The 20,189-nt window shown below is 65.9% G+C and carries 20 protein-coding genes; 5 read left to right on the top strand and 15 right to left on the bottom strand.

Going from position 1 to position 20,189, the window contains the following annotated elements; all coding sequences use genetic code 11:
- Window positions 1–35: 35 nt before the first annotated feature.
- The gene (locus LPA45_RS19760) at window positions 36–947 is read left to right on the top strand and encodes a TauD/TfdA family dioxygenase (protein WP_116321693.1); all 912 of its coding nucleotides are present in this window, start codon (window positions 36–38) and stop codon (window positions 945–947) included.
- Window positions 948–956: 9 nt separating this feature from the next.
- The gene (locus LPA45_RS19755; protein ID WP_317924765.1) at window positions 957–1,547 is read left to right on the top strand and encodes an alpha/beta hydrolase; all 591 of its coding nucleotides are present in this window, start codon (window positions 957–959) and stop codon (window positions 1,545–1,547) included.
- 7 nt (window positions 1,548–1,554) lie between these two features.
- Here LPA45_RS19755 and LPA45_RS19750 read toward each other — a convergent pair whose 3' ends face one another.
- The 6 genes from LPA45_RS19750 to LPA45_RS19725 form a co-directional block, all read right to left on the bottom strand.
- Window positions 1,555–1,689, bottom strand: a complete 135-nt coding sequence (locus tag LPA45_RS19750) for a hypothetical protein (protein ID WP_367395092.1) — start codon at window positions 1,687–1,689, stop codon at window positions 1,555–1,557.
- 97 nt (window positions 1,690–1,786) lie between these two features.
- Window positions 1,787–2,779, bottom strand: a complete 993-nt coding sequence (locus LPA45_RS19745; protein ID WP_116321695.1) for a tripartite tricarboxylate transporter substrate binding protein — start codon at window positions 2,777–2,779, stop codon at window positions 1,787–1,789.
- 269 nt (window positions 2,780–3,048) lie between these two features.
- Complete coding sequence (locus tag LPA45_RS19740; RefSeq protein WP_317924768.1) at window positions 3,049–3,636, bottom strand: hypothetical protein; 588 nt, start codon at window positions 3,634–3,636, stop codon at window positions 3,049–3,051.
- 60 nt (window positions 3,637–3,696) lie between these two features.
- On the bottom strand, window positions 3,697–4,032 hold the full coding sequence (locus LPA45_RS19735) for a hypothetical protein (protein WP_116321697.1): 336 nt from the start codon (window positions 4,030–4,032) through the stop codon (window positions 3,697–3,699).
- 129 nt (window positions 4,033–4,161) lie between these two features.
- Window positions 4,162–4,305, bottom strand: a complete 144-nt coding sequence (locus LPA45_RS19730; protein ID WP_233528257.1) for a hypothetical protein — start codon at window positions 4,303–4,305, stop codon at window positions 4,162–4,164.
- Window positions 4,306–4,458: 153 nt separating this feature from the next.
- On the bottom strand, window positions 4,459–6,501 hold the full coding sequence (locus LPA45_RS19725) for a transcriptional regulator (RefSeq protein ID WP_317924772.1): 2,043 nt from the start codon (window positions 6,499–6,501) through the stop codon (window positions 4,459–4,461).
- A 96-nt stretch (window positions 6,502–6,597) separates the two neighbouring features.
- On the opposite strand from LPA45_RS19725, the gene LPA45_RS19720 reads away from it, so the two are divergent.
- Together LPA45_RS19720 and LPA45_RS19715 are read left to right on the top strand one after the other, a co-directional pair.
- Window positions 6,598–7,869: an MFS transporter gene (locus LPA45_RS19720; protein WP_317924773.1), complete on the top strand. Its 1,272-nt coding sequence runs from the start codon at window positions 6,598–6,600 to the stop codon at window positions 7,867–7,869.
- A gap of 10 nt (window positions 7,870–7,879) precedes the next feature.
- Window positions 7,880–8,710 carry an alpha/beta fold hydrolase gene (locus tag LPA45_RS19715; protein WP_317924774.1) on the top strand — a complete coding sequence of 277 codons (831 nt, stop codon included), beginning with the start codon at window positions 7,880–7,882 and terminating at the stop codon, window positions 8,708–8,710.
- Here the strand turns inward: LPA45_RS19715 and LPA45_RS19710 are convergent, their stop codons facing one another.
- The 7 genes from LPA45_RS19710 to LPA45_RS19680 all read right to left on the bottom strand — a co-directional run bounded on the left by LPA45_RS19710 (window position 8,711) and on the right by LPA45_RS19680 (window position 16,371).
- Window positions 8,711–9,595 carry a GntR family transcriptional regulator gene (locus tag LPA45_RS19710; RefSeq protein ID WP_317924775.1) on the bottom strand — a complete coding sequence of 295 codons (885 nt, stop codon included), beginning with the start codon at window positions 9,593–9,595 and terminating at the stop codon, window positions 8,711–8,713.
- A 152-nt stretch (window positions 9,596–9,747) separates the two neighbouring features.
- Complete coding sequence (locus LPA45_RS19705) at window positions 9,748–10,335, bottom strand: hypothetical protein (protein ID WP_116321702.1); 588 nt, start codon at window positions 10,333–10,335, stop codon at window positions 9,748–9,750.
- Between the two features lie 156 nt (window positions 10,336–10,491).
- A complete protein-coding gene (locus LPA45_RS19700) occupies window positions 10,492–11,490 on the bottom strand; it encodes a tripartite tricarboxylate transporter substrate binding protein (RefSeq protein WP_317924811.1) in 999 nt (332 codons plus the stop codon).
- Window positions 11,491–11,765: 275 nt separating this feature from the next.
- A complete protein-coding gene (locus tag LPA45_RS19695) occupies window positions 11,766–12,743 on the bottom strand; it encodes a tripartite tricarboxylate transporter substrate binding protein (protein WP_116321703.1) in 978 nt (325 codons plus the stop codon).
- Window positions 12,744–12,871: 128 nt separating this feature from the next.
- Complete coding sequence (locus tag LPA45_RS19690) at window positions 12,872–14,119, bottom strand: CaiB/BaiF CoA-transferase family protein (RefSeq protein WP_317924777.1); 1,248 nt, start codon at window positions 14,117–14,119, stop codon at window positions 12,872–12,874.
- 288 nt (window positions 14,120–14,407) lie between these two features.
- On the bottom strand, window positions 14,408–16,069 hold the full coding sequence (locus LPA45_RS19685; protein WP_116321705.1) for a cation acetate symporter: 1,662 nt from the start codon (window positions 16,067–16,069) through the stop codon (window positions 14,408–14,410).
- The gene (locus LPA45_RS19680; RefSeq protein WP_116321706.1) at window positions 16,066–16,371 is read right to left on the bottom strand and encodes a DUF485 domain-containing protein; all 306 of its coding nucleotides are present in this window, start codon (window positions 16,369–16,371) and stop codon (window positions 16,066–16,068) included. The genes LPA45_RS19685 and LPA45_RS19680 overlap by 4 nt, the downstream gene beginning before the upstream one ends.
- 404 nt (window positions 16,372–16,775) lie before the next feature.
- Between LPA45_RS19680 and LPA45_RS19675 the strand changes: the two genes are divergently transcribed.
- Window positions 16,776–17,162: a hypothetical protein gene (locus LPA45_RS19675; protein ID WP_317924779.1), complete on the top strand. Its 387-nt coding sequence runs from the start codon at window positions 16,776–16,778 to the stop codon at window positions 17,160–17,162.
- Between the two features lie 118 nt (window positions 17,163–17,280).
- On the opposite strand, the gene LPA45_RS19670 is transcribed toward LPA45_RS19675, so the two are convergent.
- Both LPA45_RS19670 and LPA45_RS19665 read right to left on the bottom strand, forming a co-directional pair.
- On the bottom strand, window positions 17,281–19,227 hold the full coding sequence (locus tag LPA45_RS19670; protein ID WP_367395091.1) for a response regulator: 1,947 nt from the start codon (window positions 19,225–19,227) through the stop codon (window positions 17,281–17,283).
- Between the two features lie 50 nt (window positions 19,228–19,277).
- Window positions 19,278–20,189, bottom strand: a complete 912-nt coding sequence (locus LPA45_RS19665; RefSeq protein WP_317924783.1) for a sensor histidine kinase KdpD — start codon at window positions 20,187–20,189, stop codon at window positions 19,278–19,280.

Genomic DNA, 20,189 nt, shown 5'->3' with positions numbered 1-20,189 from the left:
GGCGATCGACCAGCTCGACGAAGGAGACAACGCTCATGATCCAACGCCTCGAAGCGGCACCCGCAGTGGTCCGCGCCACCTCGCTTGGGAATTCCATCCGGGTCGAGCCAATCACTTGCACGATCGGCGCCGAACTCGGCAACGTCCACCTTGGCGCGGCTGCCGAGGACGACCAGCAGATGGCGGAGATCCGGGCACTGTTACTCAAGCATCGCGTGTTGTTCTTCCGCGACCAGGACATCACGCGCGCAGAGCATGTGGCCTTTGCGCGCCGCTTCGGCGAACTGGAGGACCATCCGGTGGTAGGCAGCCATCCCGACTACCCGGGACTGGTCCAGATCTACAAGACCCCGGACAGTCCTCCCGAACGCAATGAGAATTCCTGGCATACCGATGCCACCTGGCGCGACCAGCCGCCACTGGGCTGCGTGCTGCGCTGTATCGAATGCCCGCCCGTGGGCGGCGACACGATGTGGGTCAACATGGTCGAGGCATACAACCAGTTGCCCGAGGATATCAAGGCAAAGATCGCCCCATTGCGTGCGCGGCACAGCATCGAGGCGAGCTTCGGCGCCGCGATGCCGATTGAAAAGCGTCTTGCGCTGAAGGCCCGGTACCCGGACGCCGAGCACCCCGTTGTGCGCATCCATCCCGAAACCGGGGAGAAAGTGCTGTTCGTCAATGGAAGCTTTACGACGCATTTCACCAACTTCAATGTGCCGGCGAACGTGCGCTTCGGGCTGGATAAGGCGCCAGGTGCAAGCCACCTGCTCAACTATCTGGTCAGCCAGGCCAGCATCCCCGAATACCAGGTGCGATTTCGTTGGAAGAGAAACAGCGTCGCGTTCTGGGACAACCGTTCAACCCAGCACTATGCAGTGATGGACTATCCCCCGTGCCACCGAAAGATGGAGCGAGCCGCCATCGTTGGTGACCAACCTTACTGAAAGATCGACATGACCGCTACGAAACCAACCGTTCTTATCGTCCCTGGCCTGCGTGACCACGTGCCGGAACACTGGCAGACGCTGCTGGCCGCAAAGCTGCCTCGCGTCGTCAGCGTCGCCCCGCTTGAGCAGGACAAGCTGAGCTGCGCAGCCCGGGTCGAGGCAATCGACCGCGCCCTGGCCACCATCGACGGGCCGGTCATCATCGTCGCGCACAGCGCGGGCGCGATGATGGTCGCCCATTGGGCTGCGCGAGGCGCCACACGCGAGATTCTCGGCGCATTGCTGGCAGCGCCCGCGGACCTCGAGACGCCCATGCCGGCAGGCTATCCGACGACCGAGACACTGGGCGCCCATGGCTGGCTGCCGATTCCTCGCGGCCCGTTGCCGTTTCCCAGCATTGTTGCGGCAAGCAGCAACGATCCCCTGACGCGCCTGGATCGCGCCCGCGAGCTGGCGCAGTCGTGGGGAAGCCGCCTTGTCGAGCTTGGCGAGGTCGGGCATCTGAACCCTGCCTCGGGCTATGGCGAGTGGCCGCAGGCCGAAGCGTTCATTCGCGAGCTTTCGCAAGCGAATATCCCGGCGACGGCCCGCGGATAATCTGAGATCAGTCCGGCTGGAAATTGATGGATTTCAGTAGCGCGGACTGTTGTTGATAGGCCTGCTTCAAGTCCGCCATCATGTCTTCCGTGGTGGCGGCACTCCCCTGCTCCATGCCCATGTCCCTGACGCGATTCTGCACCGCTGGCTGCCTGAAATAAGCCAGCTTCAGCCCGAGGCCGGGCAGGCGGATGGCGCCGGCAGGAAACTGCGTGACTAAGCGAGGGGTGCGGGGCTTCTTATTCTTCGACCCGGATGGCTGCGTCGCTGGCGATCTTCGTCCAGACCCGCAGGTCGTTCTGGACGATCTCGCCCAGCTGCGCGGAGGACTTTACCGGCGCCGGCTCGAAGTTGAGCTTGTTCATCAAGGCCGCGATCTCGGGCGATCCCTGCACCTTGTTGACCTCGTCGGACAGGCGCTTCACGATGGCCGGACTGGTCCCTGCCGGCGCGAACATGCCGAACCATCCCACCGTGCCGAACTTGTAGCCCTGCTCGCTCATCGTCTTGACGTTGGCAAGCTGGGGCGAGCGCACGTTGCCCACGATCGCAATGCCACGTACCTTGCCGGATCGCAGGAACGGAACCGCCACGCTGGGATCGGTCCAGCCGATCTTCAGCACCCCCGAGGAAAGCTCGGTGAGCAGTTGGGTGGTAGTCCGGTAGGCAACGTGCTCCGTCTTCATGCCGGTCTGCTTCTTCAGCCACTCCATCGTCAGGTGCGCGGACGAACCCGTGCCCCAGCTGCCGTAGCTTATCTTGTCCGGATGCGCCTTCACGTACTCGATCAGTCCAGGCAAGTCGTTCACCGGCAGATCCGGGCTGACCAGCAGCAACACGCCACCCACCGCAGTCTGCGCGATCGGCACGAGGCTCTTCCTGGACTCCGGGGAAATAGACTTGATGACTGCCGGCGCAACCACCATGTTGGATGCCGTCGTGTAGAGGATCGTGTAGCCATCCGGTGCCGCCTTGAGGGCGGCATTGGTGCCGATCACCCCACTGCCACCCGGCCGGTTCTCCACCACCACAGGCTGCTTCAGCGATTCCGAAAGGCGTTGCGCCATGACGCGCGCCAGCGCATCGGTTCCGGATCCGGGAGATGACGGCACGATCATCTGGATCGGGCGCACAGGCCAGTTTTCCTGCGCCTGAACCGGACGTACCGCGCACAAGCCGACGATGGCCTCCGCGCATAGCGTGAGGGCAAGCCGCTTTCTGAGTAATGACATCGTTGTCTGTCCCCATCTTTTCTAGTCATTCGCCCGGTGCGCAGTTGTGCTGCCCGCCTCACCAGGCCACTGCGGCAGCGGCGAGGATCCTGACGACTCAGGCGATCGTGCGATTGATCATAGCAGTCGCATTTTTTATTGTCGACATAAATTATTTGAGCTGATGAGACGACCGGATTCAATTCGAGCCAGGCCCGAAATGGATCGCAACAGGTGGGCATTGCCGGGGTCCGCCAAGGCGGTGGCGGACCCCCGGATGGACTGCTCCGCTACTTGCCTGTAGCTGGCTGTACGGACACTGCGATGGCCTCGGTATAGACCGCCTCGACCCTGTCACCCTTCTTGATGCCTTTGAGCCGCTCCGGATCCTCAACCACCAGATCCACGGTGCGACCCTTTGGTCCCTTCAGCGTGACGGTCTTGGCGCTGGTGTTGACCGCGACGACGTCGGCAGTGACGGTCACTTCGCGGCCGACCGTACCGCCCGGCTTCGCACCCGGCGCGGCACGGTCCGAGATCTCGCGCTCATTCATCGCAAGGGGTCCGGTGCCCTTCTTGAGGCTCATGGTCAGGGCCTCCCTGTACTCGATCGTGACGGTGTCGCCTACCTTGAGCTGCTCGAAGTTCCTGGCCTCCGGGCCTACGACGAGATCCACGACCTTGCCGTCGCCGGATTTCAGCGAGACCGTTCGCGTCGGCGCATCGATCTTGACGATCTTGGCGGTCATTTTCGCCGTGCCGGTGGCAGTCGCCTGGCCTGCCGATTGCGTGACATCCACGCGCGTTTCAGGCTGTGCCCAGGCGGAAGCGGTAGCCACCATCATCACTGCTGCAGCCAGTACTGTTGTTCCTTTCATGCTGTATCCCCTTTTGCTCTGCCTTGCGCTGCGCGGCCATGACACCAGCCGCGCTTCCCTTCAGCGTCCCATGCGGCGGTCATAGCTGCGTGAAACGCGATCGAGCAGGCCGCCATCGCGCGGGCTGGCGGAATTGAACTCCACCCGCACGCTGCCGTCGCCTTGCTGGCGGACACTGGCCGTCACGGTATCGCTGTCTTTCCTGCCGACGACAGTGCCTGCCATCGCGTCCTGACTGGTGATGACCAGGCCCTGGTCCCGCATGGCATCCGCGGCCGCATAGAACGAACGGTCGTAGCTGGCAGGTGCGCCCGCAGGGGGTGGGTAGCCGTAGTAGGTGCAGCCCACCAGCGTCAGGGTGGCAGCGGCTATCAGGGCGATTCGCTTGAGCTTCATGGTGACACCCTCCATTTCCAGTGATGTACGCGGTCAAGGTCCGGTGTGCTACGCCATCAGGAGCGCCTCGAAGGATGCGTCACAGGCTTCATCGTGTGTGATGCCGGTCAGCATGTTTGTCTGCCCCCGTCAGCGCGGCGGCTGTGCGCCCGGCGCGTCGAAGCCGATCGTCATCGCGCCGCTTTCGATCTGTTGCAGGCGCAGCAATTGGCGGGCCGGCAGCGTCTGTGCTGCCAGCCGCGCGCTGGCGCCCTGTCCGAAAAGGTCATACAAAACCATAGCACACGGAAGGTCTTTGCCTAAGTGAGCCGCATGAAACCCTGCTGAAGGCGCTTGCGCCCGTCGTGGCTGCGATCATAGGTCGCTTGACTACCGCGCCCAAGGGGCCGGCACTGCACATGTTGCAACGCAGTTTTTTGGTGTCGCTCACCGGAACCCGATGCGCCGCGCCCCTTCCCGGAACAGCGCCTCGCCATCCGCATCGAACGGGAATGTCAGCAGGAATTCGTCAAGCGTATAGCGCGGGGCGATCCGGTAGATCGCCGCAGCCTGGGAACGCGCCTGCTCCAGCGAGTTGGCCAGCGCCAGCGTGCAGGCGGCAATCGCGTGGATATGCGGGAACACGTTGGGGCGCGCGGCGGCCTTGACGGCCCAGCCGGCGGCTTCCTCGAACTGCCCGAGTCGGACCAGCGCCATCGCCCGCGTCGCCAGCATGCCGAACAGCATCGGGTCGAACGGACTCAGCTGGCGCGACAGGTCCGACGCATCGATTGCCGCCTGCGGGTCGCCGGAAATCGAGCGGACGAACGACAAGTTGTAATGCCCCAGCGCAAAGTTGGGGCTCAGGTCGATGGATTGCTCCAGCTCGCCGACGGACTCTTCGGGATTGCCCCGCAGCCACAGCGCGCGACCCATCGCCCAGTGGACCGCGGGGTCGCGGTCATCCGCCATCATGCCCTGCACCGCGGCTTCGTAGGCTTTGTCGATCTCCGGTCCGCGCTTCTCCCAGTTCTGGAACGCGTCCTGGAAATGCGTGAAAGACAGGCCGGCGTAGGCGCGCGAAAAGGTAGGGTCAAGCCGCAGTGCCGTCTGGAAGAAATGCCGGGCCATCTCGTTGTCGGCCCGGCGATACCGGTACATATGCCAAAGGCCGCAGTGGTACGCCTCCCACGCATCGAGCGAACCCGGTGGTTTCAGGATGGCGCGGTTTCGCTCCAGGGTCTCGATCTCGCTGGCGATGGAGGCCACGATGCGGTTGCCGACCTCTTCCAGCACGAGGAAGGCGTCGTCCAGCTTGTGGTGGAAGGTGTCAGCCCAGACGATCCGGGCGCTGCGTGTCTCGGCCAGTTCGACGGTCACCGTCAGGCGCCCTTCCCGCATGCTGACGGTGCCGCCGACGACGTAGTCGACATTCAGAGTCCGGCCGGCTTCTTCCGCGCCGACATGCCGCTCATGCAGCGCGAACACGGTCCCCTGCGCGATGACAAACAGGCTGCGCAGCTTGGCCAGGCGCGTGATGATGTCGTGCGCCAGTGCATCGGCTGCGCCGCCGTGCGCGAGCGCCGCGGTGGAAGGATCGATGAACGGCATCACCGCAATGGAGCCGTGCCGGGAAATTGCCGGTGAGGCGTCGGTGGCCGCAGGCGCGCTGGTGGCCTCGACCACTTCGAGCACTTCGACGACCGAGGTGCGGCCGCCTGCCCCGCCTGCCGCACTGCCCGCCGAACCGGCCATGGCCGAGCGCCAGGCATTGCGGATCGGCCGGCTGTCCAGCCCTTCGGCCTCGAACAGCCTGGTGGTGGCGGCGACATGCTCTTCCCCTTCGCGTATGCGACCCTGCCGGGCGAGCGCGGCGAGGATAGACGCGTGCACCTGCTGGTCGAATGGCGCCAGCTCGCGCCACTTGTCGAGGTAGCCAAACGTCTCTTCGTCGGCAGCGTCCTGCACGAGCTGCTCCAGCAGCGCGGTCTGGCAGGCCCGGAAACGCCGCCGTTGCGCGGTGAGCCACGCGCTGAACGCCGGGCAGCGCGCAATGTCGAGGCCTTCCAGGAAATCCCCTTCGAACAGCTTCGCCAGGCCGTGCTGCCGCTCTGGCGACAGCGACGTGACGCCTGCCTCCATGGCCTGCGCCACCCCCAGCGCATCCACAAACCCGTCAGTCAGGTCCAGCCAGATCGTCTCGCCGCTGGTGCGCAGCCGCTGCCGCGCGTCGGAATCGACGAGCTTGCGGATCCGGCTCAGGCACCAGCGCAATTCGCCACGTGGATCGTTGGGCACATCCCACAGCAGTTCGCAGAGCTGGCTGCGCAGCACCGGCCGCGGCGCAAGCGCCAGGTACGCGAGCAGCGCGCGGACTTTCCTCGATGCCGGCAGCGAAAGCGCAACGCCATGCCGCCGGACGCGGAACGGCCCAAGCAACCGGATCTGCACCGGCGGGATGCCGGTTCCGGGCGGCAGGTTCGATTCCACGGGAATTTCCACGCCGGCTACCACGCCACCTACCACGCGCGCGGCCAAAGATCGGGACTGGAACGACCTGGAACAGACCGGAAAGGAGACTGGATCATGGACACCACCTTGCATGTGCGCAGCCGCAGTCATCTGACCATCGCGCTAGCGGCCGGAGCGGTCTTCGCGCTGGGGCTGGGCCTGCGCCAGTCGCTGCCGCTCTTCATCAGCTTACTCAACTCTCATACCGGCGTTGGCTATGCCACCGTCAGCCTGGCCTTCGGCCTCTCGCAGCTGATGTGGGGCATGGCGCAGCCGGTGGCGGGCGCGATCGCGGACCGCTGGGGGCCGCGGCCGGTGATGATTGCCGGCGCCACGGTGTTTTCCATCGCGGTCGCGGCCACGCCGGTCGCGGATAGCGCCATCACGCTGATGCTGCTGATTGGCGTGGCCGCCGCTGCCGGGGCTGGCGCGATCGGTCCGGCCATGCTGATGTCGGCAGCGAACCGGCTGATTCCCGAGGCACACCGGGCCCTGGCGAGCGGCATCATCAACGCGGGCGGCTCGGTGGGCCAGTTCACGATCCTGCCGCTGACGCAGTTGCTGATTGGCACCGCGGGCTGGCAGCCGGCCCTGGTGCTGCTCGGTGCGGCGGGGCTGGCCGCGATCCCGGCGATCCGGGTCATTACCCGCGCGGCGCCGGCGCACGCCAACGCCCATGCAGGCGCTGCGGGCGGTGGCACGGTGGGCTCGGCCACGGTGGGCTCGGCAACGGTGGGCTCGGCATTACGCGGCGCACTGCAAGATCCCGGCTTCTTGCTGCTCAACGCGGGCTTCTTCGCTTGTGGCTTCCACGTTGCATTCATCTCGACGCACCTGCCTGGCGTGGTCGCGCTTTGCGGAATGCCCGCCACGGTCAGTGCCTGGTCGCTGTCGCTGATCGGTCTGTGCAACATCCTGGGGAGCCTGTTTATCGGCAAGGCCATCCAGACCGTGCCGATGAAATATGCGCTGGCCGTCCTCTATTTCGCACGGGCACTGCTGATCATGGCGTTCGTCGTGGCGCCGAAGACGCCGTTGACCTTCGCCCTGTTCGGTGCCGGACTCGGTTTCACCTACCTGTCGACCGTCCCGCCGACCATCGGCCTGGTCGCCAAACTGTGCGGCGCGCGTTACCTGGCCACGCTGTTCGGCGTCGTCATGCTGTCGCACCAGCTTGGTGGATTTCTCGGCGCCTGGCTTGGTGGCAAGGCGTTCGAGGTGACCGGCAGCTACGACTGGATGTGGCAGGCCGACATCGCGCTTTGCCTGCTTGCCGCCTTGCTGCACCTGCCAATCCGCGAGGCACGCCCCCTGCCCCTCGCTGCGGGACAGGCCCAACCCACCTGAGGAGACTGCCATGCGTTCATTTCACTCGACATCCTTCGCTGCGCCGGCGCAGCCTTTCTTCCGCGAGGCGGGCACCGGACCCGGCGTCGTCTGCTTCCATGCGAATGCGAGCACCTCCGGTCAATGGCGTGCGCTGATGGAGCACCTCGCACCGAGGTTCCACGTACTGGCGCCCGATTCCTATGACGCCGGCCAGGGTCCGCGCTGGCCGTCGGACCGGGTGATTTCGCTGCGCGATGAGGTGGCGCTGATCGAGCCGGTGCTCGGCAAGGCTGGCGCATCGCTGGCAATGGTGGGGCATTCGTATGGCGCTGCGCTGGCACTGGTCGCCGCGCTGGCGCAACCCGGCCGCGTGGGTGCCCTGGCGCTTTACGAGCCAACGCTGTTTTCGCTGATCGATGCGCAGCAGTCCGCGCCGAATGACGCCGATGGCATTCGCCATACCGTCGCCGATGCGGCTGCCGCGCTCGATGCAGGCAACGAGGACGCGGCTGCCGAGCACTTTATCGACTACTGGATGGGAACGGGAGCGTGGCGGCAGACACCCGGACAGCGCAAGCCGCCAATCGCCGCATCGGTGAAGAATGTCCGCCGGTGGGCGCATGCGCTGTTCACGGAGCCCACGCCGCTGCAGGCATTCCGATCCCTCGACGTACCGGTGCTCTATCTGCTCGGCAAGCGCTCGCCGCCGTCGGCGCATGCAGTGGCGCGGCTGCTGACGGCCGCGTTGCCGCACGTGGAAGTGGTGGAGTTCGCGCAACTCGGGCATATGGGCCCATTGACGCATCCGGAGGTGGTCAATCCGGTGATCGGCGAATTCCTTGCGCGCCACCTGCGATGATTACAAGGCGAGCGTAAACGGCAGCAGCAGCGCATTCACCAACAGCAAGCTGAAGACGATGGCGATGGCCGCCGGGACACCGCGGCGCCAACCATGCGCTGCGCCAGCCGCTCGCCGCGTCCACAGAAAACCCGCCCCCATGCCCAGCACGGCCAGCCCGGAAAGCACGCTCTCCGCGGTCAGCGCGGCCGGGTAGGACCTGGCGGGGCTGCTGTTGAAGGTTTCGATGTACGGCAAAGATTCCGCTCCAGGGTCTGTCGGCGTTGGCGCAGTGGCGGCAACCGGCTGTGTGAGGGCCACCGGTGCTTGCTCGGGTTCCTGGACGGCTTGCGGCGCAGGCAATGCGCTCGCCGGCGTCCCGTCCGGTACGGCGGCCAGCGCGGGGCTCGGCTGCGCGGGGCTCGGCAGCGCGGCTGCCGGCGCCTGGATGTTGGGGGTAGTCGGGATTTTGGCCGTGGGCGGCGTAGACGTAGAGGCAGGCGCCCCACTTTTCATCGAGTCCCGTTCCCGCCAGAACCTGGCAAAAAGGCCTTCCAGGCAGCGTGCCGACTCGCAGGCATCGCGCCGGGCACGCCAGGCGGTAATGTCGGCATTATCGATTCTGCCCTTGCGCAACATACGCTGCTGCTCGGCGTAGATGCGCTCGTAGCGCTCGGACAACCTGGAAGAATTGCAGATCAGCGCATGGCGAGCGCGTGGCCCGGGCTCGTCAGTTGCCAGCGTGCATCGCACCCCGGAACCATCCGGATTGTTGCAGCGGACCGTGGATTCGCCCGCAGGCGAGTTGCAGGCGATGTCTGAGGCCCATGCACCGCCGGCGGCGCAGAGGCACGCTGCAGCACCCGCGCAAACCATCGTGGCCAGGCGCCCTGTGATCCTCTTCATGATGATGCCCCATCGTCAAGCGGCCCAAGGCTTTCAAGCTAGTCGCTAGCTGGCGGGTCATGCAAGTGCCGGATTTTGCAGGCCTGCGCCAGCGCACATGGCGCCAGGCAGGCCGGCAGGAATGCGCGCTGTCGTGCTCTCGCGGCAACCCGTCAGCGGGCGGCCTTCGGCGTCATGGAAACGGCGAACGCCTCGGTGTAAACCGCCTGAACCTGTTCGCCGCGCCGGATCGCCTTGAGCTGCTGCGGATCGCTGACATGCACGTCGACCGTCTTGCCCTTCGGGCCCTTGATCGTCACCATGCCGGTCTTGCGGTTGACGTTCACGACATCGGCAGTCACTGTCACCTCCCGCCCGATGCTGCCCCCGGGCTTGGCACCAGCCGGTGCGCGATCGATGGTCTCGCGCTCGATGGACGAGCGAATGCCGGTCTGCCGGGTCATGCTGACGGACAGCGCCTGCTTGTATTCGACGGTCATCACGTCGCCAATGCGTACCTGGTTGAAATTTCGAACATCGTCACCGACCTGCAGGTCGGTGACCTTGCCTTGCTTGTTCTTGAGGGACACCGTGCGCGTGGCGGTGTCGATGGCCACCACGGTCGCGGTGGTCTTGACAGTCTCGGTCGCCATCATCGCCCCGACGCCGGACGCGACAACCACGCTGGATTCTGGCTGTGCCAGCGCTGCAGCACTGGCCGCGGCCAGCGCGCATGCCAGGAGTAGTCTGTCGAAACGCATGCTCGGCTCCTTTGCTCGGAGAAACGTTTTGGACTCCTGTTGGTTTAGCTCATCCACGCCAAAGTACAAGCCGCGGGGCAGCCTGGCGCATGACCGGCCTTGCGCCGGCCGCGCTGAACCCGCTGGCCGTTCCCGCGAAGCGGGAAGCGCAACCAGTCAGAAACGGATATCCAGCTGCCTCACCACGGCCCTCTCGCGCTCGTACTGCTCCGCCGCGAATTTCGCGTAGGCCTCGCTACTGAGGTGGACCTGCTCCAGGTCGATCGCCTCGAGCGAGCGCAGGTAGGCGGGATCCTGCGACGCCTTGTAGAACGCGTCGTGCAGCGCCTTGACCACCGCCGGATCCATGCCCTTGGGGCCGACGATGCCGACCAGCGAACTGGCCGTGATGTCGTAGCCGCGTTCCTTCAGCGTCGGCACATCCTTGAAGCGCGGGAAGCGCGCGTCGCCGACGATGGCCAGCGGCCGCACCTTGCCGGCAACGGCATACTGGCCCCACCCGGGATCGAGCACGGCATCGATGTCGCCGCCCAGCAGGGCCATCATTTCCTCGGAACCGCCCTTGTATGGCACAAAGGTGAATTTCGCGCCGGTGGCCTTGCCAAGCTTTTCCATGGAGATATGGCCGGAACTGCCGATGCCGACAGCGCCATAGGTGACCTTGCCCGGGTTCGCCTTGGCGTGGGCCAGGAATTCCTCCAGCGTCTTCCAGGGTGCATCGGCCCGGACCACCAGCCCGTAGCGGTAGTTGGTCAGGCCGATGATGTAGGTGAAGTCCTTGAGCGGGTCGTATGGCGTCTTCTGCAGGTGCGGCATGCGGAAGATGTTCGACGCCACCATCGACAGCGTGTAGCCGTTCGGCGCTGCTGTCTGGGACATCACCTGCGCGGCAAGCGTGGCGCCGGCACCTGGCTTGTTGATCGGCACGACGCGCTGGTTCAGTTCCTTGCCGGCCGCCGCCACCAGCGTGCGCAGCGAGCCGTCAGTGGGACCGCCCGGCGGGAACGGTATCCAGAATTCGATCGGCTTGGCGGGAAAGTCCGCTGCCGCCAGCGTGGCGGGTGCATGGGCGGCCAGTCCGGCCAATGCTGCCAATGCCAGTACGCCGTGCCGGGCGACCGATCGCAGGCTCCTGCGCGTTCCACGGATGTTCATGCTCACGTTTCGTCTCCTGTCTGTCGTTTTGATATGCCGCGCCGGGGTATCCACGGTGCGGTCGGTTTTATGACAAGACGTTAGTGAGTTGCGCCGACAAGACCAATTGCGGATTCGGTCAATCGCATTGGCAGGAATGTCGGCAGGAATGTCGGGAGGTATGCTGGGCCCACGCAGTGGATGGCGCCAGGTAAAGACATGACGGCCGGAGGGACCGGCCGCCGAGGAGGGAATTCGCCGGACGCATCATGGCGGCGCGCCCGGATTGCAGAGACTTATTCGACCGCGATGCCCTTGTCGCGGATGACCTTGCCCCACTTGGCATAGTCCTGGCGGATGCGCTGGCCCATCTGCGCCGGTGCCTGGTAGCTGGCAATGGCGCCTGCCTTCAGCAGCTTGTCCTGCACGTCCTTGTCGGCTAGGATCTTGCCGACTTCGCCGGAGATGCGGTCGACCACGTCCTTGGGCGTGCCCGGGGGCGCCAGCAGGCCGCCCCACGACACCGCTTCATAGCCCTTGAAGCCCTGCTCCGCAATGGTCTTGACGTCGGGCAGCATGGCGACGCGCTGCGGCGAGCCGACGGCGATGGCGCGCAGCTTGCCGGCCTGGATATGCGGCAGCGCCGCGACCAGGTCGGCGTACATGATGGGCACTTGCCCGCCGATGGTGTCGCTGATCGCCGGCACGCCGCCCTTGTAGGGCACGTGCTGCATCTCGAAGCCACCCATCTGCTTGAGCAGTTCCATGCTCAGGTGGCCGAAGCTGCCGGCGCCGGAGCTGGTGTAGTTGAGCTTGCCCGGCTGCGCCTTGGCCTGCGCGATCAGCTTGGGCAGGTCGGTCACGTTGGGCAGCAGCGTCGGGTTGACCACCACCACGATGGGCAGGTCATAGACCGTGGCCACCGGCGTGAAATCCTTGGTGGTGTCGTATCCCGCCTTCTTGTACAGGAACGGTGCCAGCAGCGTCGGTGTGGCCAGCATCATCAGCGTGTAGCCGTCCGGCGCGCTCTTGGCGACCTGGGCGGCGGCGATGGAGCCCGACGCACCGGCGCGGTTTTCCACCACCACCGGCTGCTTGAGGGCTTCGCCCAGCTTCTGGCCGACGATGCGCGATGCGGTATCCGTGGGCCCGCCCGGCGGGAACGGCACGACCAGCTTGATGGGCTTGGCTGGCCACGATTGGGCGAAGGCGCCGCTGACCAGCAGCGGTGCGGCGGCCAGCGCCAGGATCGCGCGGCGGCGGGAGTGAACCATACGGGTAATGTCTCGAATACGCACTTTCTTGTTCCAGTTGAATCAGCGCAAGGCAATCCAGCCCCCTTGCCGGGCGCGCTGCGCGTGCGCCATGGGTATGCCATGGGCACGACGCGCGGCGCGAATGCTCAGGCGGACGCGGGTGCGTCCGGCAGCGTCAGCACGCCGCTGGCCTGCAGGGCCTGCAGCTGGTCATCGCTCATCTGCAGCAGGTTTTGCAGCACGGCGCGCGTGCCTTCGCCCAGCGTGGGCGGCGCGCTGCGGATCGGCAGGCGCTGGCCATCCAGCCGGTAAGGCGGCGCGAAGACATGGGTGGTGCCTGCAACGGGATGCGGCATCTCGCGCAGCAGGCCGCCCTGGCGGGTGCGTTCGCTGGTCAATGCCTCGTGCAGCCCGGCCACCTTGCCGCACGGAATGCCGCAGGCGCTCATGCGTTCGAGCAGCAGGTCGCGCGCAAAGCTGCGGATCAGGCCCGTGATCAGCGGGGTCAGCGTCTCGCGGTTCCTGGCGCGCTCGACATTGGTGGCGTAGCGCGGATCTTCGACGATGTCCGGGCGCTCGATCACCTGGCGGCAGAACTTGTCGAACTGGCTGTTGTTGCCCACCGCGATGATCAGCGGGCCATCGGCGGCGTCGAACATGCCGTAGGGCACGATCGACGGGTGGGCATTGCCGTAGCGGGCCGGATCGCGGCCCAGCAGCATGGCGTCCAGGCCGTAGTAGCCGGTGACCATCAGGCCGCAGTCGTACAGCGCCATTTCGATCAGCTGGCCCTTGCCCTTGCGCTCGCGGCGGAACAGTGCCGCCAGCACGGCCTGCGCGGCGTACATGCCGGTCATCAGGTCCACCACGGCCACGCCAAACTTCAGCGGCGGCGTGTCGGCTTCGCCATTGAGCGCCATCAGCCCGGCCTCGCCCTGGATCACCAGGTCATAGCCGGGGCGCTTGGCCTCGGGGCCGCTGCTGTTGTAGCCGGAAACCGCGCAGTAGATCAGCTCGGGCTTGATGGCCTTGAGCTGTTCGTAGCCCAGGCCCAGCTTCTCGGCACCGCCGGTCTTGAAGTTGTGGATGACCACGTCGAACTGCGGCAGCAGGTCGTAGACGATCTGCACGCCTTCCTTGCTCTGCAGGTCCAGCGTGATCGACCGCTTGTTGCGGTTCATGCTGTTGAAGTACGTGGTCTCGGTCTTGCCGATGCGCATGCCCCAGTCGCGCGTGTCGTCGCCGCGTCCGGGGTGCTCGACCTTGACGACTTCGGCGCCGAAGTCAGCCAGCACCTGGCCGCACAGCGGGCCGGCGAACACACGCGACAGATCGAGTACGCGCACGCCCTCAAGCGGGAAGTCGTTGCCTTGGGATGATTCGGGCGTCTGCAATTCTTGTCTCCTTGGGCTGTTTCGGGGTACGAGCCGTCTCTGGGAAATCGTAGCCCATGCCGGGCTGGCGCCACGCGCGGCAGGCGTGGCTGTGGTGTGGTGCGGTCAGCCCAACATTCTTGCTTGGATAAATAGCCTATACAATCCCAATCGACATTGACAAAATGTTCAAAAATATTTGACAAAGCCCTGCGCGGGGCCCAAAAGCATGGCGCCCGGGCATCCGACTGTAGCCGAATGCCCGGGCGCCACGCTGGCTTCACATTTGCCGTGGGGTGCTTGCCTGCCTCAGTGGCTGGCGCCCTCCACCGCGCCGATGCCGGTCTCGGAACGCAGCTCCTGCGCTTCGAAGCCAGCCCTGTCCACGCGAGCCCGCGCCGACTTGTCCGTCACCGAGAAGAACCAGATCCCCAGGAACCCGGCCGTCATCGAGAACAGCGCCGGCGACGTGTAGGGGAACGGCGCGCTGCTGAAGTGGAACACATCCACCCACACCGCCTGGGACAGGATGGTCAGCACCACCGCCGACAACAGCCCGATGAAGCCGCCGACCGTGGCGCCGCGCGTGGTGCAGCCCTTCCACAGCACCGACATGAACAGCACCGGGAAGTTGGCCGATGCCGCCACGGCAAACGCCAGCGACACCATGAAAGCGATGTTCTGCTTCTCGAACACGATGCCGAGCACCACCGCGACCAGGCCGAGGATGATCGTGGTGATGCGCGAGACGCGCAGCTCCACCGAACTCGTTGCCTGGCCCTTCTTGAAGACCGTGGCATAGAGATCGTGCGACACGGCCGAGGCACCGGCAAGCGTCAGGCCCGCGACCACCGCGAGGATGGTGGCAAAGGCCACGGCCGAGATAAAGCCGAGGAACACATTGCCGCCCACCGCGCTGGCCAGGTGCACCGCCGCCATGTTGATGCCGCCCAGCAGCTTGCCGCTGCCGTCCTGGAAGCTGGCGTTGGTGCCCACCAGCACGATCGCGCCGAAGCCGATGATAAAGGTCAGGATGTAGAAGTACCCGATCCACGTGGTCGCCCAGAACACCGACTTGCGCGCTTCCTTGGCATTGGGCACGGTGAAGAAGCGCATCAGCACGTGCGGCAGGCCGGCGGTGCCGAACATCAGCGCAATGCCGAACGAGATCGCGGAGACCGGGTCCTTGATGAAGTTGCCGGGGCTCATGATCGAGTCCTGCTTGGCATGGACCTCCACCGCCTTGGCAAACAGCGCCTCGGGGCTGAAGTGATACTGTGCCAGCACCATGAACGCCATGAACGAGGCCCCGCCAAGCAGCAGGCACGCCTTGATGATCTGCACCCAGGTGGTCGCCGTCATGCCGCCGAACAGCACGTACACCATCATCAGCGCGCCGACGATGACCACGGCGACCCAGTATTCCAGCCCGAACAGCAGCTTGATCAGCTGGCCCGCGCCGACCATCTGCGCGATCAGGTAGAACGCCACCACCACCAGCGTGCCCGATGCCGCGAACGCGCGCACCGGCGCCTGCTTGAAGCGGTAGGCGGCGACGTCGGCAAAGGTGAAGCGGCCCAGGTTGCGCAGCCGCTCCGCCATCAGGAACGTAATGACGGGCCAGCCCACCAGGAAGCCGATCGAATAGATCAGGCCGTCATAGCCGTTGGCGTACACCGCCGCGGAAATGCCCAGGAACGACGCCGCCGACATGAAGTCGCCGGCGATCGCCAGGCCGTTCTGGAAGCCGGTGATGCCACCGCCGCCCGTGTAGAACGCCGCGGCGGACTTGGTTTTGGATGCCGCCCACTTGGTGATGTACAGCGTGCCGAGAACGAACACCATGAACATGCCGATGGCAGTCCAGTTGGTCGGCTGGCGCACGGCCTGCCCCATGTCGCCACCGGCGGCGAACACGCCGGCCGACAGCAGCAGCGCCGCGGCTGCGAGAATTGCGTGGCGTGCGTTCATGCGACCTCCCGCTTGATACGTTCGGTCAGCTCGTCGTAGGTGCGGTTGGCATGCTGCACGTACAGTCCGGTGATGACCACCGTGAAGACGATCACGAACAGCCCGATCGGCATGCCCCACGTCATCACGCCCTCGCCCACCTTCCTGGCTAGCAGTTCCTTGTCGAAGGCGATCAGCAGCACGTAGCCGTAGTAGATCACCAGCATCGCTGCGGTCAGCAGCCAGCCGAGGCGCGAGCGCCTGCGCACCAGCTGCAGATAATTGGGATTGGTCTTCAGTCGCCTGACCAGATCTTCATGCATTCCTGTCTCCTGCCATCTATGCGTGGTCTTGCCCGCTGGGTTTGGCCCGCTGGGTTTGGCCCGATGCACCCGCGGCGGGACGCCGCGAGTCCGTGCTGCATAAGTTAATGGCCGCCCCTTACCTGCTACTTACACGCGGCAGAAATCGGCCCCGGGTAAACGCTGAGTCGAGGCGTGGGACAGGATGCGCCCTGGCGGTGTCGGTTGTTGGTTTGCATGGGCGACGCATGCGCCGCAAGTCTGATCGGGCCCAACACTGTTGCGGCCGGACGCCTTGCAAAACGCGCGTGGCGGGGCGTCGGCTGCATTTGCTTTCGCACTGCATCCGGTGGCACGGCTTCTGCGTAAGTACAAGCGGACGCCCCGGCGTTCTGCCTCTCCTTACCGCAAATCGGAGTACCGCCATGATTCGACAGTTCGCCCACACGCTCTTTGCCACCGCCGCGATCGCCGTGGCCTGCACCGCCACCATCGCCCATGCCGCCGCGCCGCGCGACAGCGGGCATGCCGGCGACAAGTACGGCTATTCCTTCCGGGGCGACATGGGCAATGTGTCTGGCGACGGAGCACGCGCGGCCCGCTTCGACGTTTTCACCGAGGGCGCCAGCGCCGGGGCACCGCCCGCCAATGCGCAGTCCCTCTCGGGCCTGGATCGCAGCGGCGTATCGGCCGACCCGGCGCGCAAGTTCGATGTGTATTCCGACGGAGCGCTGGCGGGCATGGACCGCAGCGGTGTTTCGGCCGATCCGGCACGTAAGTTCGACGTCTATACCGACGGTGCGCTGGCGTAAGATCGCCAGGCCGAACCAGCACGGTGAAGGCCGACGACAGGTTCTGGCGGGAAGCGATCAGGGCGTCGAACATCAGCCTTGAGTGAGTTGCATGCCGCGCCTGCGGTGCGAGCGCAGCCTACCCGTACTTGCCGCCGGGCAGCGCCATCTCGATCGCGCTGATCAGTTCCTGCAAGCGCAGCGGCTTTGCGCAGACCGCATCGAAGCCGGATTCTATCGCCAGCCGCCGGTCTTGCTGGCGCGTGAAGGCGGTCAGGGCGATGGCCGGCACGCGGGCGCGGGATGCGACCACCTCCTGCGCGCGCACTTCGCGGACCAGTTCATTGCCGTCCCGCCCGGGCAAGCCGATATCGCTGATGATCAGGTCCGGCATGGCGTTGGCCAGCTGGGCCAGCGCGTCGTCGCCGTCGCGGGCGGTGCGGACATGGGCGCCGAAGCCGGCCAGGATGGTGCTCAGGGCCGCCGCCGCATCGCTGTCGTCTTCCACCAGCACGATATCCAGGCCGTCCAGCCGCGTCGGTGTCTCCGGTGCACCATGGCTGGCGCCGCCAGTGGCTTCGTCATCGTCCGGCTCGGCGGTGGGCGCCAGTAGCGGAATGGTGATCTCGAACGTGGCGCCGCGGCCTGTTCCTTCGCTGCAGGCCTGGACGGTGCCACCGTGCATCTCGGCAATGCGCTTGACGATGGCCAGCCCGAGGCCCAGGCCGCCATGCCCGCGCCGGTTCGCGCCTTCGCTCTGGGTGAAGCGGTCGAACAGGAACGGCAGGAACTCCGGATCGATGCCACGGCCGGCGTCGACCACGGACAAGCTCAACGTGTCCGCATCGGACTTCGCGCTCACGCGGACGGTGGCGCCTTCAGGCGAGGACTTGATCGCGTTGGAGATGAGGTTCCACAGGATCTGCTGGAAGCGTGCCGGATCGATCCATGCGGCCGGCACCAGGTCAGGCGCAATGTCCGCCTCCAGCGACAGCTGCTTCTCGCCTGCCATCAGCTGCATGCTGTCGAGTGCGGCGCGGATGACGGCGGCCGGGTTGGCCATCTCGCGCTCCAGCTTCATCTTGCCGACGTTGAGCAGCGACACGTCGACCAGGTCGGCCACCAGCCGCTGCTGGATGGCGACATTGCGTTCGACCGCGGCCAGCCCGCGGCGCCCTTCCTCGTTGCTCACGTGGCGGCCCAGCACGTGGGTCCAGACCGAGATCACATTGAGCGGGTTGCGCAGTTCGTGCGACAGGATGGCGATGAACTCGTCCTTCATGCGGTTCAGGCGTTCGACGCCGGCACGCGCTGCCTGTTCGCGTTCGATCAGCTGCTCCTGCTGGTGTTCGAGGCGGATCCGTTCGGTCGCGTCCGTCACGACCGCGACCCGGTCGCCCGATGGCGTGGCGGAGGAAATGCTCCAGTCGAGGTGGACCGGCGCGCCCTCCGCGTCAAGCAGCGGGAACGATCCCTGCCATCCCTGGTGCGCGGCAACCGTGGCCTCGGCCGCGCGCGGGGCGAATTCCGGGGGCGCCAGCGCGGTCACGGGCTGCCCGACCAGGTCCGTGGCCGGCCGCCGCAGCAGTGTCAGCATGGCGGGATTGACGTCAACCAGTTGCCCGTTCGCATCCAGCACGCAGATGCCGCTGGCGGCCTGCTGGTAGATCGCGCGCAGGCGCGCCTCGCTCTCGCGCAACGAGCGCTCCGCCGCGCTGGCGCGCGCCAGCGCCGAGACCGTGGCAATCAGCACCTCCGGCTCGGCGGGATGGACCAGGTACGCCGTGGCCCCGGCATTGAGCCCGCGCGCCTTGTCGTAGTCCTGGACGTAGGTGGCGGACAGGTGGACCACCGGCAGCGTCGCGGTATCGGGGTCGGCGCGCAACCGCTCGCACACCTGGATCCCGTCGATATCGGGCAGGTTGATATCGAGCACGACGACCGAAATGCCGGGGGTCATCGCCAGGCGCAGCGCGTCCAGCCCGCATTCGGCCTCGGTGATGCGGAACCCGGCGCCATTGAGCACGCGCACGGTCGAATAGCGGGTCACCGGGTTGTCGTCGACGACCAGTATGTGGGGCGGCAAGGGCAACGATAAGGGCTGCGCTGTCCGAGGTGTGGATTGGGGATCCATGGTCATGCCTTCGCCTCGCCCGCCTCCGCCGGCGGTGCAGGATAGGTGAGCGGCAGCGTGACGTAGAAACGGGAGCCTACATCGACCTCACTCTCGAAGCCGACCCGCCCGCCCAGCAGTTCGGCCAGCCGCTTGCTGAGCGCCAGCCCCAGTCCCGAGCCGCGCAGGCGGCGCTGCAGCGGGGAATCGATCTGCACGAAATCCTGGAACACCGCGCCATGCATCGCCGCGGGAATGCCGATACCGGTGTCCTTGACCGAGAACATGACCTCGTCCTCGCCGACCCGCGTTGCCGAAACACGGACTTCTCCGCGCGGCGTGAATTTGAGCGAGTTGGAGATGAAGTTGCGCAGGATCTGCGACAACTTGCGGTCGTCGCTGTAGAGGGTCGGCACCTCATGCGGTTCTTCGAAGATCAGCGACACCTCGGGGTTCGTCAGCACCGGCTTGAACATGCCGCGCAGCGTATCGAACAGCGCGACCATGTCGAACCAGGCCGGCGACACGTCCACCCTGCCCGCTTCGAGCTTGGCCAGGTCGAGCAGGTCGTTGACCATGTCGGCGAACTCGACAGCGGTCTCGCGCACGAACAATACCTGCCGCTCCTGCTCGGTGGTGAGCGGGCCGTCCACGCGATCGATCAGCAGGCGGGTGATGCTCTGGATCGCGACGATGGGTGTGCGGAACTCATGACTCATGTAGGCCAGGAACCGGCTTTTCAGCTCCGTTGCCTGGCGCAGCTGCTCCGCCTGCATGTCCAGCTCCGCATACAGCGCCACCACGCCGCGGTTGGTTTCCTCCAGTTCGGCGCGCAGGCCGTCGCATTCGCGGATCCTGGCTTCCAGCGCCTCGCGCAGTTCGTCCGGGCTCAGCGGGGTGCCGGGCGGCAGGCGGGAGTAGTCGCGGCTGGCCAT

It is taken from the genome of Cupriavidus sp. Agwp_2, from assembly GCF_040784895.1.
In the GTDB taxonomy this organism is placed as follows: domain Bacteria; phylum Pseudomonadota; class Gammaproteobacteria; order Burkholderiales; family Burkholderiaceae; genus Cupriavidus.
The sequence above is the reverse complement of the archived record's forward strand: the minus strand, read 5'-3'. Positions and strand labels throughout refer to the sequence as shown.